We start from the raw sequence: 12775 nt of genomic DNA on the forward strand, positions 1-12775 counted from the left end.
ACGCCTGGCGAGTTTGCTCGGGTATAATTTCTTTCATATATGCTCATGAATCGCAGCTGAAACGGACCACTCCCAAGGAGCATGAACGTGGCTCAGAAGCAGTCCTCGGCCTCCAAGCCGAAAAGCACCCAGACCGCGGCGCGGGGAAAGACGGCCGCCAAAGGCTCGGCCAAGGGGTCGAAGCCCTCGTCGCGAAGCGGCAAGGCCTCCAAGGCATCCGAGAAGGAAGCACCGGCGCCCCGCGCTTCCCAGCCCTTCGTCGACGAGCGCGCCCGCCGCGACATCGTGGGCGTCGTGCTCATCATCCTGGGCGTAGCCCTGTTCGTGGCGGCGGTGCTTCCCACTACGGCTCCGGTGACCTCGTTCCTCAGTCTCGCCCTGCACATGGGCCTGGGCCTTGGTGCCTACATCCTGCCGCTTCTGCTGGCGGTCGCCGGTATCGGCCTGCTCGTGCGCGTGGAGCAGCAGCGGATTCCGGCTCGGGTATGCATCGGGCTTCTCGTCGTCTTCGTCTGCGCCCTGGCTCTGCTGGCGCTGTTCTCGCCCCAGCTTCCCTCCGACGAGGCGTTCGGGCTGTTCGCTCCGTCCGAGCTGATGTTTCGCGGGGGGTACGTGGGAGCTGGCGTGGCATGGCTGTTCCAGTCGCTTCTGGGCCAGGTGGTCTCCTGCATCCTGCTGCTGGGCCTCATGGTCGTGGGCTTCGTGGTGATTGGGTTTTCGCTCTCGGGGATCGTCGAGCGCCTGCGGGCCAAGCATCGCGAGGCGTGGCCGGCCGACGATGAGGTGATGCCCGCCCCGCCCCTGGCCTTCCCGCGTCTGTCGCGCCCGATGCGCGCCGCCTATCCCGCTGCGGCCCCTTACGACGGGTACGCTTCTGCAGGCGAGCCAACCCGGGCCGTGGGCAGCGCCGTTCCGACGGCGCCGCTGGGGGATTTTGCGGCGGCGGAGGCGGACTACTACGGTCCGAACGGGTTCGACGAGAGCCTCTACGGGCCGACGGCCGAGGAAGACGCCGCGAACACGGTTGCCCTGGATGCCCCAGCCCGCCCCGGCCGCGCGTCCCGGGCGGATGCGTCGGCCCGGACCCGCCGGTTCACCAGCGACGAGCTGCCCGACTTCGCCCAGGCCCGCCCGCAAGGCGAGCAGCAGGCGATCACCCGCAAGCTGGGACGCCACGGAAAGGAGCCGGACGCGGCGGGGGAGGAGGCACGGCCCCAGCCTCAGCCCAAGAAGCGCAAGGCGGCCGCTGCCGAGCCGAAGAAGACCTCGGACGGCTACGAGCTGCCCCCGGCGTCGCTTCTGGCCTCGTCGAAGGGGCGCGGGCCCCAGGGCGCCAGCGACGAGGAGCTGTCCGAGACGGCGGCGCGGCTGCAGGAGACGCTGGAGGACTTCGGCATCCTGGCCGAGGTGGTCGGCTGGGTGAGCGGTCCCACGGTCACGCTGTTCAAGGTGAGCCTGCCTTCCGGCGTGCGTGTGAGCCGCGTGACGAACCTGACCGACGACATCGCCTTGGCGCTTGCCGCGCCTGGCGTGCGTATCTTCGCTCCCATCCCCGGCACCAACTACGTGGGTATCGAGGTGCCCAACCGCGAGCGGCAGACGGTGTACCTGGCCGACGTGCTGAAGAGCGCTGGCGACAGCTGCATGGAGGTGGCCGTGGGCAAGGACGTGGAGGGACGCGACATCGTCTCCGACCTGTCGAAGATGCCCCACCTGCTCATCGCCGGCACCACCGGTTCGGGCAAGTCGGTCGAGATCAACGGCATGATCATGTCCATCCTCATGCGGGCGACGCCTGCCGAGGTGCGCTTCATCATGGTGGACCCCAAGCGTGTGGAGTTCAGCGGATACAACGGCATCCCGCACCTGTACGTGCCGGTGGTGACCGAGTGCAAGGAGGCCGCCAGCGCCCTTTCCTGGGGCGTGGCCGAGATGGAACGGCGGCTGAAGCTGTTCGCGAAGGTGGGCGCGCGCAACATCACCTCCTACAACGAGAAGGCCGCAGAGGTGCAGAGGCAGCGCGAGGCGGCCGAAGCGGCGGGCGAGGAGGCGCCGGCAAGCGACGTGGGGGAGAAGATGCCCTACATCGTCATCGTCATCGACGAGCTGGCCGACCTCATGATGAACGTGGGCAAGGAGGTGGAGTTCTCCATCAGCCGCATCGCCCAGCTGGCCCGCGCCGCCGGCATCCATCTGATCATCGCCACCCAGCGCCCCTCAACCAACGTGGTGACGGGCCTCATCAAGGCGAACATCACCTGCCGCATCGGCCTAACCGTTGCCAGCGGCATCGACTCGCGCGTCATCCTGGACTCCACGGGCGCCGAGAACCTCTGCGGCCACGGCGACCTGCTCATCTCGAAGCCGGAGTACGCCAAGCCCGTCCGCGTCCAGGGCCCGTGGGTCTCCGACGACGAGATCGCCGCGGTGGTGGATTTCTGGAAGAGCCAGGGCGAGCCCGAGTACCACTCCGAGATCCTGCAGACCAACCTCATCACGCTGGGCGCATCGCAGCCCGACGGCTCCGGCGGCTCGTGCTCGGCCGACGACCCGCTTCTGTGGGAAGCTGCGGAAATTGTGGTTTCCATGGGGTCAGCGTCCACTTCCAACATCCAGAGGCGCTTGAGCGTTGGCTATTCGCGAGCCGGACGTATAATGGACATGCTCGAAGAGAAAGGCGTTGTCGGCGCCCCTAACGGCAGCAAGCCGCGCGAGGTGCTGGTGGACGCTATGGAGCTGGAGACCTTGAAGGCCTTCGAGGCGACCGACGAGTAGAGGAACAACGAGGAAGGCGATTGCCATGCCCCAGATCTCATTCGGAAACATCCTGCGCGAAGCGCGCGAGCGTCGCGGCTACGACCTGACCGAGACGGCGCGCCGCCTGCGCATTCGCCCCGATATCCTTCTGGCCATCGAGGAGGAGGACTTCACGCGCATGCCTCCTCACGGCTACACCCGCAACATGGTCAACGCCTACGCCCGCTTGGTGGGGCTCAATCCCACCGAGATTACCAAGATGTTCCTGGATGCGAACTACGCCTATCGCGCTGGCAAGGCCCGCAGCGGCTCTCCGCGCTCCACGGGCCGCGTCGATTTGGGCGGCGCGCGCCTGGGCAGCCGTTCCCGCAGCGGCAAGGACGAGGAGGCCGGCGGCCGCCCGGCCCGCGCCAACGCCTTCGGGCGCATGGTCTACGACGACCGGCGCGAGTACGGCCGCGACTACGGCCAGCGCAACATGGACCGCATCCACGCCCAGGACAGCACCCATCAGAGCCATCGGCCGGCGCTGAACACGCAGTACTCCAACTTCTACGCCGGCCCCAGCAACACCAACGCCGTCATGTCCCGGTTGCCCATCTTCATCGCCATTCTGGTGGTGCTGGTGCTGCTGGCCATCGTGCTGTCCTTCACCATGTGCCGTCATGACAGCGGCTCCGACGCCCCCACCAAGCCGGTATCGGGCCTCAACGACACCACGGGTCCCGACCAAGACCCCACCACCGCGCCGTCCGCCTACAACTCGCCGGTGACCGAGACGGCCCCCACCAGCGTCACGGTGACCTACGAGGTGGCGGCCAGCGCCGACTATCCCGACGGCATCTACGCCTCCGTGGACGGGGAGCCCGAGATGATCACCGGTCCCGTGGAGAAGGAGGTCGACGTCACCGACACCTGGACCTTCGGCACCTGGGCAACCGATGCGGTCACCATCACCTGCGACGGCGAGAACGTCTCCTTCGACGGAACCGACGAGAGCGGCATGCCCACGGCTACGGTGAAGTTCTCCGACTACCTCGACCAGTGGTACGAAGACCATCCCAACGTGCAGCGCCCGGGCAAGTCCTCCGGCGACTCCGGAACCTCTGGCGGCGACCAGGGTGCCTCCGGTGCCTCCGGCGACGACGGCGCGGCAGGGGACGGCGGTGCCTCCGGCGACGACGGCTCCGACACCTCCGGCGATACCGGTTCGGCAGGGGGCGCCGGTTCAGACCAGCAGTAACCGCTGTATCGTATTCGACCTCTCATTCGCGGCAGCGCGGCGCCCGAGCGCTTCGCCGACCGCTCGTCTCGTTGAAAGGAAAGGGTATCCCCATGGCGAAGGAATGTAGCTTCGATATCGTGTCCACCATCGACCTGCAGGAGGTGGACAACGCTTACCAGCAGGCCAAGAAGGAGATTGCCCAGCGCTACGACCTGAAGGACTCCGGGGCGTCGATCGCGTTCGACAAGGCGGGCAAGACCCTGACGGTGAGCGCGCCGGCCGACTTCGTGGCGCGCCAGGTCATCGACGTGCTGTCGAGCAAGCTGATCAAGCGCGGCATCGACCTGGGCTCGGTGAAGTGGGGCGACCCCCAGGCCGCGACAGGCCAGAGCGTGCGCGTGGTGGGAAGCCTGGTGGAGGGCATCGACAAGGAGTGCGCCGGCACCATCAACAAGGACATCAAGGCGCAGAAGTTCAAGGCGAAGGTGCAGATCGAGGGAGACAAGCTGCGTGTGAGCTCCCCTTCGCGCGACACGCTGCAGGAGGTCATAGCCTTTGTGAAGGGCAACGACTACGGCCAGCCCCTGCAGTTCACCAACTACCGCTAGGGCCTGTCGTGGGTTCGGTGGATGTGGCGGTGACCGCCCTATGAGCGTGTTGGGGGAAGGGGCGTCCCCTGCGGTTGCTTTCGTGACCTTGGGATGCGCCAAGAACGAGGTGGATACCAGAGAGATGGGGGAGCGGCTGCTCGACGCCGGTTTCGCCGTGGTCGACGACCCTGCTCGGGCCCAGGCGGTGGTGGTGAACACCTGCGCGTTCATCCAGAGCGCCATCGAGGAGAGCCTGGACGCCATCTTCGACGCGGCCGACCTGCCCAACGTCGTCGCAGGGGCCCCGCTCATCGTCGCCGGATGCATGCCTTCGCGTTTCGGCGACGAGCTCGCCACCGAGCTGCCCGAAGCCCGCTCGTTTCTGCCGTGCAGCCGCGAGGACGATATCGCCGAGGTGGTGTCGCGCGCGCTTGGCCTGGGCGGGCTCCCGTCCGGCGCGCCTTGGCGGCAGCCGTTGGGCTGCGGGCTGGAAGGCGAGTCGCCGGCAGGTGCTCCGTTTGCCTACGTGAAGATATCCGACGGATGCGACCGGCGCTGCTCCTTCTGCACCATCCCCGACATCCGCGGGCCCTACCGAAGCTTCTCGGTGGAGACGGTAGCGCGCGATGTGGCGCGCCAGGTGGAGCGCGGCGCCCGCGAGATCGTGCTCATCGCCCAGGACACGGGCTGCTACGGGCATGATCTCGACGAGCCGACGACGCTGGCGGCCCTTCTCGACCGCGTGGCCGCCGCGCACCCCGACGTGTGGTTCCGCGTCATGTACACCGAGCCCGACGGCATCACCGACGAGCTGCTGGACGTGGTGGCCGGGCGCGACAACGTCTGCTCCTACTTCGACATCCCGCTGCAGCATGTGAGCGCGACCGTTTTGCGGTCGATGCGACGCCGGGGCGACGCCGAGGCGTTTCGCGCGCTGGTCGGTCGCATACGCTCCTCCGTTCCCGGGGCGACCTTGCGCACCACGCTCATCGCCGGCTTTCCCGGGGAGACCGACGAGCAGTTCCAGGAGCTGTGCGACTTCGTGGCCGAGGGCTTGTTCGATTACGTGGGCGTGTTCGCCTACTCCGCGGAGGAGGGAACCGCCGCAGCGTCGCTGCCGGGCCAGCTGGACGAGGACGAGAAACGCGAACGCGCCCAGGCGGTGCGGGACGTGGCGGACGCGGTCTGTACGGCGAAGGTGGCCGAGCGCGTCGGGTCGGTTTGCGAGGTGCTGGTGGAAGGGTACGAGGAAGACGGCCAGCTGTACGGACGCGCGCGATGCCAGGCACCCGAAGTGGACGGAGTGGTCTACCTGGAGTCGGGCGAAGTGGGGCAGTTCGCGAGCGTGAGGATCGCCGACACGCTGCTCTACGAGATGGAAAGCGAGTAGAGCGGCCATGGGTGCTTCCGAGGGCAGAATGCAATCCGCCGAAGGGCGTCTGTGGACGCCGGCGAACATCGTTACCATGGTGCGCATCTGCCTGGTCCCCGTGTTCGTCGTCGCGCTCGTCAGCCCATGGCCCGAGTGGTTCGGCTTCGACTGGCTTCCCGACGGCGACAAGTCCATCATCGCCGCCGGCATCTTCATCGTCATCTCCTGCACCGACTGGCTCGACGGCTATCTGGCCCGCAGTCGCGGCGAGGTGACTACGTTCGGGAAGTTCATGGACCCACTGGCCGACAAGATTCTGGTGACGGCGGCGCTGCTCGCCCTCATCGAGCTGGGGACGCTGCCCAGCTGGGTGGTGCTGGTCATCCTCGCCCGGGAGTTCATCGTCTCGGGGGTGCGCATGGTGGCCGCCAGCGAGGGCGTGGTCATAGCCGCCAGCTACTACGGCAAGTTCAAGACGGTGTTCCAGATGGTCGCCGTGGTCATGTTCACCGTGAAGGACTCCCATATGGTCGGCACCGCCGGCGAGGCGTTCGGCGACATGCTGTGGCTCGCGAGCTGGGCCGTGATGCTGGTTGCGTTGGCGCTCACGGTGGTGTCCATGGTCGATTACGTTGCCAAGGCTCGCTTCCTGCTGGGGTTCGGTCGGGAGGAGGCTGCCTCGCTGGATGAGCCGGGCGTTCGGGGGGATGCGGTCGCTGCGGATTCCGCCGAGGAGGCGGAGGATGTCGGCGGGAGCGCCGGAGCCGAGGCCCCTTCGCCTGCGCCCGAGCTGGGAGCCGAGACGCTGGCGCTCGCGTCGTCCGCGGTGGCGGACGCGGTGCGCTGCCGCGTGAGCGTGGGCACCGCCGAAAGCCTGACGGGCGGGTTGATCGCCGGGGCGCTCACGAGCGTGCCCGGAAGCTCGGCCGTGGTTCGCGGGGGCGTCGTCAGCTACGCGGCAGAGGTCAAGGAGTCGCTGTTGGGCGTTCCTCCCGCCACGGTGCGGGACGAGGGCGTGGTGAGCGCCGAGACCGCGTGCGCCATGGCCGAAGGTGCGCGGCGGCAGCTCGGTTGCGACGTGTCCGTGGCGGTGACCGGCATTGCCGGACCGGGGGGCGCCGAGCCGGGAAAGCCTGTGGGCACCGTATGGATGGCCCTTGCGACGGCTTCGGGCACCGAGGCGTTCGAGTTCTGCTTTGCCGGAACCCGCCAGCAGGTGCGCGAGCAGACGGTGAACGCAGCTCTCGAGCGCATCCGATGCGCCGTCGTCGCCGTGTCCGAATAGGAGTTTCCGGTCGTCTCCCTCGAGGTCGTGTCGCCGACGCCTCTGCATGCTGGTACCTCCCGGACGGCTACGCCGGGCGAAGGGGGCGGCTACGGTCCGGCGTTGCTTTTTGCAAGGTTCCTGCAAGGTTGACGGTGCGATCGCGTACGAGTCGACCGACGGTGCTGCAAGACGGACGTCAGATACAAGAAGATTTGTTCGCTATGCCTGCAACAACGGCTTTCGGTTGCGCGGGCATTTTGGCAAGCTGACCAGAGACGTCGGATGTAACGCCCTGTCATGGTCTTGGCAGGGCGTGCCGCTATGATGTTTTGCGGGCAAGGGAAAATATCCCTTGACATGCAAACAGGTGTTCGGTAATCTCAACGGAGATGCTGAAGAGAAGCAGGAAGGCGCACCCTATGGCAGAGACAAAAGACCAACTCGTCAGAATGGCCACGGACACGATCGAGTCCAAGTTCGGCAAAGGCTCCATCATGAAGTACGGGGATGCCGACCACAACCTCGTCATCGACGCCATTCCCACCGGAGCGCTTCCGCTCGATGCCGCCTTGGGCATTGGCGGCGTCCCTCGGGGCCGTATCGTCGAAGTTTACGGCCCCGAGTCCAGCGGCAAGACAACGCTGGCGCTGCAGATCATCGCCGAGGCCCAGGCGCTTGGCGGCATCGTCGCCTTCATCGACGCCGAGCACGCGCTCGACCCTGTGTACGCGGCGCGCTTGGGCGTCGATATCGACGACGTTCTGGTTTCCCAGCCGGACTATGGCGAGCAGGCCCTGGAAATCTGCGATATGCTCGTACGCTCGGGCGCTATCGACGTCGTGGTCATCGACTCGGTGGCCGCCCTGGTTCCCAAGGCCGAGATCGAGGGCGAGATCGGGGACACTACGGTGGGCCTGCAGGCCCGGCTCATGTCCCAGGCGCTGCGCAAGCTGGCCGGCTCCCTTTCCAAGTCGAACACGCTCTGCATCTTCATCAACCAGCTGCGCGAGAAGATCGGCGGGTACGGCAACCCGGAGACCACGACCGGCGGCCGCGCCCTCAAGTTCTTCGCCTCGGTGCGCATCGACGTGCGCAAAGGCGAGGCCATCAAGAAAGACGGCGAGATTATCGGCAACCGCGTGAAGGCCAAAGTGGTCAAGAACAAGGTGGCCGCCCCGTTCAAGCAGGCGGAATTCGATCTGATGTTCGGCGAGGGCATATCCCGCGAGGGGTGCATCGTGGACATGGCGGTAGAGGCGGGCGTCGCCAAGAAGAGCGGCGCTTGGTACACCTACGGCGAGGAGCGGCTCGGCCAGGGCAGGGAGGCGGCAAAGCTCACCTTGCGCGAGAACCCCGAGCTGCGCGACGAGATCGAGGTCAAGGTGCGCGAGGCCTACGGCGTGCCGGTCATATCCCGCACGGCCGAACAGGCCGAACAGGTAAGCCCTGTGGCGAAGCCGAAGCCGAAGAAGTAGCGCCGTGGCGGATAGCGACGTGCTCGCCGGCCTCCGGGCGAGGATTGCCTCCATCGAGTCGGAAGGTTCCGCAAGCCCCGTCTCCGTTCGCGGCGGCCTGCCGAACCCGCCGGGCCCCAGTGCCGGCAGCGCGGCTCGCGATGCCGGCAGCTCGCCCTTCGTCGGTTTGCAAAGAGGCGCCCGGAGCAAGGGTGCGAGAAACGGCAAGGGCGGCGAGGGGTCGTCGTCGGGGGAGCGCGATTTCAGCGAGGAGAGCGCCCTTCGACGCATAGAGCGCCTGGCCAACGTCTCTGAGCAATGCAGCGGCAAACTTCGAAGCCGTCTGCTGCAGGAGGGATGGAAGGCCGAGCAGGTGGAGGGGGCTTTGGAGCGTGCGAGGGCCTGCCTGCTCGTGGACGACGAGCGCTATGCGTCCGTGTTCGTGCGCAGCCGTCTTGCCCAGCGCAAAGGAGAGGCGGGCATCCTCTTCACTTTGAAAGGCCTGGGGTACGAAGAGGACTACGTGCGCGCCCTCGTGCAGGAGCAACGGCAGGATGCAGGCCTTGGAACCGAGGTCGACCGTGCGCTCGAGCTTCTGGCTGCCAAGCCTCCGAAGTCGAAGAACCTGCATGACGGCGCCTATCGCAAACTCGTATCGGCCGGCTTCACGCCTTCCGTCGCGTCAGAGGCGGCTACGCTTTTCTGCGAGGAGCTGCGCTAGCCGCCTCGTCGCCTGTCGGACTGTGCATGTCTTTAGGTTTTTCGCATATATTGCCCATCGCGGCCGAAACGCCGCCGCTGTCCCATTATGATTACAGGGCCTGAGTAAACGCATCTTTCGGGATGCTTCTTATAGACAACAGCATACGGTGTCCCTTATCGTGCGTTTTCTCATGCCCGACGTTGCGTCGGGTATTTTTTACGTTGTGAAACCATGACATGAAGACTACGTTGACCAGCACGTATGATGAAGGGGGGACAACATGCCAGTCGAAATCACAGCGATCATCGCCGTTGTGTGCGTCGCATGCGGCGCCGGTATCGGCTTTGCGATCATGAAGCTGCGCGCCAACGGGGCAGCCCAGCGGGCGCAGGCCGAGGCCCAGTCCTTGGTAGAGGACGCGAAGCGTCAGGCCGAAACGTTCAAGCGCGAGGCGAAGCTCGAGGCCAAGGACGAAGCCATGCGTCTCAAGCAGGAGATGCAGGCGGAGCAGAAGGAGCGCATGAAGGAGGTGCGCAAGGCCGAGGACCGTCTCGACCAGCGCGAGCGCCTGCTCGACAAGCGCGACGAGACCCTGAACCAGCGCGACGACAAGCTCAACGACCGCGAGCACCAGATCTCGTCGCTGCAAGGCCAGCTCGACCGCCGCTCCCGCGACCTTGAGGAAGCCCAGCGCGAAGTGGGCTACAAGCTCGAGAAGGTGGCGGGCATGACCCCCGAGGAGGCCAAGCGAGAGCTGCTCGACTCCTTGAAGGACCAGGTGGCCCACGAGTCCGCTGCCATCATCCGCGATGCGGAGGCCCAAGCCAAGGCCGAGGCCGACAAGAAGGCCCGCTCCATCCTGAGCCTGGCCATCCAGCGGGTGGCCGCCGACCACACGGCCGAGACCACGGTGTCCACCATCCACATCCCCTCGGACGACCTCAAGGGCCGCATCATCGGTCGCGAGGGCCGCAACATCCGCTCCTTCGAGCAGCTGACCGGCACGAACCTCATCATCGACGATACGCCTGAATGCGTCACCATCTCGTGCTTCGACCCGGTTCGCCGCGAGATCGGCCGCGTCACCATGGAGAACCTCGTCGCAGACGGGCGAATCCATCCGGCGCGCATCGAGGAGATGTTCGGCAAGGCGGAGAGCCTGGTGAACCAGCGCGTTCAGGAGGCGGGCGAGCAGGCCGCCTTCGATACCGGCATCCATGACCTGCATCCCGAGATTATCCATACGCTCGGCCGCTTGCGCTACCGCACCTCCTTCGGCCAGAACGTGCTCAACCACTCGCTGGAAGTCGCCTACCTGGCGTCGGTCATGGCTTCCGAGCTGGGGCTCGACCCCATTCCCGCCAAGCGGGCCGGCCTTCTGCACGACTTGGGCAAGGCGGTCGACCACGAGGTCGAGGGTAGCCATGCGGTCATCGGCGCCGACCTCGCCCGCCGCTTCGGCGAGAAGCCCGAGATCGTGCACGCCATCGAGGCGCACCATAACGACGTGGAGCCCGAGAGCGTGCTGGCGGTGCTCGTCCAGGCCGCCGACGCGGTTTCCGCCGCCCGGCCGGGTGCGCGCAAGGAGACCCTCGACGCGTACGTGAAGCGCCTGGAGAAGCTCGAGGAGATAGCGAACTCCTACAACGGCGTCGAGCGCACCTACGCCATCCAGGCAGGGCGCGAGGTGCGCGTCATGGTGGAGCCGGACAAGGTGGACGAGGCGTCCACGACGGTGCTCGCCCATGACATCGCCCAGCGTATCGAGAACGAGCTGCAGTATCCCGGCCAGGTGAAGGTCGTGGTCATCCGCGAGAGCCGCGCTATCGGTATCGCGAAGTAGAGCCGTCGGTGGGTCGCTTGGCAGACAACGGCGCGTTAGGCGAAGCCGTGAGCCTGAGGGTCGAGACCGACCTGGGCCACGGCTTCGTCCGCTTGTTGACGGCGGAGGCCGAGCGCCGTCAGGCGGCCCACGACATCCGTTCGTGCGAGGACGTCGTCATAGAGCTTCTGCGCAACGCACGGGATGCGCAGGCCCGTCGAATCTTCTTGGCAACGTCGCGGGAACTCGACGAACGACGCATCGTGGTGATCGACGACGGCGCGGGAGTGCCGCAGGAGCTGTTCTCCCGCATCTTCGAGCCCAGGGTCACCTCCAAGCTCGACACGGTCCATATGGACAAGTGGGGGGTTCACGGGCGCGGCATGGCGCTGTACTCCATTGCGGTAAACGCGAAGAGCGCCGCCGTCGCCGATTCCGCCGAGGGGGGCGGAACCTCCATCGTCGTCGACGTCGACGGGCGCGCGCTCAAGGAGCGGAAGGACCAGTCGACGTTTCCGGTGTTTCGCCTGGACGCTTCGACGGGCAGCGTCGCGGTGACCGGTCCGCGCAACATCGTGAGGACCGCATGCGAGTTCGCCATGGATTCCCGCGGACGTTACCAGGTGTTCTTCGGGTCTCCCACCGAAATCGCCGCCGCCTTGTACGCGGCAGCGAGCCCCGAGGGGCGGTCGGCGGGCAGCTTGGGGGCGAACCCCCGCACCGCGCCTTTATGCGAGCGCCTGCGCCTGGCGTCCGGCCCCGAGGAGTTCGCGTCGGTTGCCGCGGGCTTGGGCCTTCGCATGTCCGCGCGCAGCGCCCGCAGGATCATTGACGGCCTCATCGAGCCGCCGCTTCCCCTGGCCGAGCTCATCGCCCGGCAGCTCAGGACGGATGGAGATGGCTCGGGCGCGCCTGCGTCGGTGGCCGAGGTCGCGTCCGACGGGAAAGGAGCGCCTAGCGGCTCCCGTCGGTCTGCGGCGCGCAGCACCGCCCCCCGCATCTCCGACGCCGATCTGGAGGCGTTCGGCGACCGCGTGGCGGATGCGTTCGAAGGTCTGGCCGATTCCTACTACCTCTCGCCCGACGTGCGCCCGTCGGTCAAGGTGTCTAGGGGCGAGCTGGTGGTGCGCATACCGCTCGCGTGACCGTCGTCACAAAGAGTCCGTATTTTCACCTCTTGCGTTACGCTGCCGTTCTGGTAAAATTTCTAGTCGCTGCTTACTGCAGTCCCTGTATACGCGCGATTAGCTCAGGGGGAGAGCATCACCTTGACACGGTGGGGGCCGCAAGTTCAAATCTTGCATCGCGCACCATGAAAGCCGCAGGCCGCAAGACTTGTTCTTGCGGCCTGTTTTTCGCTGCAGCGCGTTTCTTCGCCCGGATTCGCGCATCGCGCGGACGCGCTCCGGCCATCTTGTTGCCTGCGGTGCGGCGAGGGATGGTTGGCTGCTATGTTTTCGAAAAAAGTTCTTGCGCCGGCCTAGACGTTCCGCTAATATATATCGTCGCAACGCGGACATGGCTCAGCTGGTAGAGCACCACCTTGCCAAGGTGGGGGTCGCGGGTTCGAACCCCGTTGTCCGCT

General features: G+C 66.4%; 9 protein-coding genes and 2 tRNA genes. All 11 read left to right on the plus strand.

Going from position 1 to position 12775, the window contains the following annotated elements; translation table 11 throughout:
* The first annotated feature begins 87 nt into the window (after nucleotides 1–87).
* Entirely contained in the window at nucleotides 88–2775 is a 2688-nt protein-coding gene (locus NFR41_RS07630; RefSeq protein ID WP_251231361.1) for an FtsK/SpoIIIE family DNA translocase, read from the plus strand.
* Nucleotides 2776–2800: 25 nt separating this feature from the next.
* Complete coding sequence (locus NFR41_RS07635; RefSeq protein WP_251231362.1) at nucleotides 2801–4000, plus strand: helix-turn-helix domain-containing protein; 1200 nt, start codon at nucleotides 2801–2803, stop codon at nucleotides 3998–4000.
* 92 nt (nucleotides 4001–4092) lie between these two features.
* The gene (locus NFR41_RS07640) at nucleotides 4093–4590 is read left to right on the plus strand and encodes a YajQ family cyclic di-GMP-binding protein (protein ID WP_160212391.1); all 498 of its coding nucleotides are present in this window, start codon (nucleotides 4093–4095) and stop codon (nucleotides 4588–4590) included.
* Nucleotides 4591–4630: 40 nt separating this feature from the next.
* Nucleotides 4631–5962, plus strand: coding sequence for a 30S ribosomal protein S12 methylthiotransferase RimO (rimO, locus tag NFR41_RS07645; protein ID WP_251231363.1), 1332 nt, complete (start codon nucleotides 4631–4633; stop codon nucleotides 5960–5962).
* 7 nt (nucleotides 5963–5969) lie between these two features.
* Entirely contained in the window at nucleotides 5970–7229 is a 1260-nt protein-coding gene (gene pgsA / locus NFR41_RS07650; protein ID WP_251231364.1) for a CDP-diacylglycerol--glycerol-3-phosphate 3-phosphatidyltransferase, read from the plus strand.
* Between the two features lie 401 nt (nucleotides 7230–7630).
* A complete protein-coding gene (recA, locus tag NFR41_RS07655; RefSeq protein WP_160212394.1) occupies nucleotides 7631–8686 on the plus strand; it encodes a recombinase RecA in 1056 nt (351 codons plus the stop codon).
* 4 nt (nucleotides 8687–8690) lie between these two features.
* Nucleotides 8691–9386, plus strand: a complete 696-nt coding sequence (locus NFR41_RS07660; RefSeq protein WP_251231365.1) for a regulatory protein RecX — start codon at nucleotides 8691–8693, stop codon at nucleotides 9384–9386.
* Nucleotides 9387–9648: 262 nt separating this feature from the next.
* Nucleotides 9649–11211, plus strand: coding sequence for a ribonuclease Y (gene rny, locus NFR41_RS07665; protein WP_160212396.1), 1563 nt, complete (start codon nucleotides 9649–9651; stop codon nucleotides 11209–11211).
* A 47-nt stretch (nucleotides 11212–11258) separates the two neighbouring features.
* A complete protein-coding gene (locus NFR41_RS07670) occupies nucleotides 11259–12335 on the plus strand; it encodes an ATP-binding protein (protein ID WP_251231366.1) in 1077 nt (358 codons plus the stop codon).
* 93 nt (nucleotides 12336–12428) lie between these two features.
* Nucleotides 12429–12503, plus strand: a tRNA-Val gene (locus NFR41_RS07675).
* A gap of 199 nt (nucleotides 12504–12702) precedes the next feature.
* Nucleotides 12703–12775: transfer RNA gene (locus NFR41_RS07680), tRNA-Gly, on the plus strand.

The organism is Adlercreutzia aquisgranensis (genome assembly GCF_943193145.1).
Lineage (GTDB): Bacteria > Actinomycetota > Coriobacteriia > Coriobacteriales > Eggerthellaceae > Xiamenia > Xiamenia aquisgranensis.

What these genes read in the sequence shown, in the direction of transcription:
- recA (WP_160212394.1), top strand. Translation starts at nt 7,631, where the DNA reads ATGGCAGAGACAAAAGACCAACTCGTCAGAATGGCCACGGACACGATC.
- rny (WP_160212396.1), top strand. Translation starts at nt 9,649, where the DNA reads ATGCCAGTCGAAATCACAGCGATCATCGCCGTTGTGTGCGTCGCATGC.
- pgsA (WP_251231364.1), top strand. Translation starts at nt 5,970, where the DNA reads ATGGGTGCTTCCGAGGGCAGAATGCAATCCGCCGAAGGGCGTCTGTGG.
- NFR41_RS07635 (WP_251231362.1), top strand. Translation starts at nt 2,801, where the DNA reads ATGCCCCAGATCTCATTCGGAAACATCCTGCGCGAAGCGCGCGAGCGT.
- rimO (WP_251231363.1), top strand. Translation starts at nt 4,631, where the DNA reads ATGAGCGTGTTGGGGGAAGGGGCGTCCCCTGCGGTTGCTTTCGTGACC.
- NFR41_RS07640 (WP_160212391.1), top strand. Translation starts at nt 4,093, where the DNA reads ATGGCGAAGGAATGTAGCTTCGATATCGTGTCCACCATCGACCTGCAG.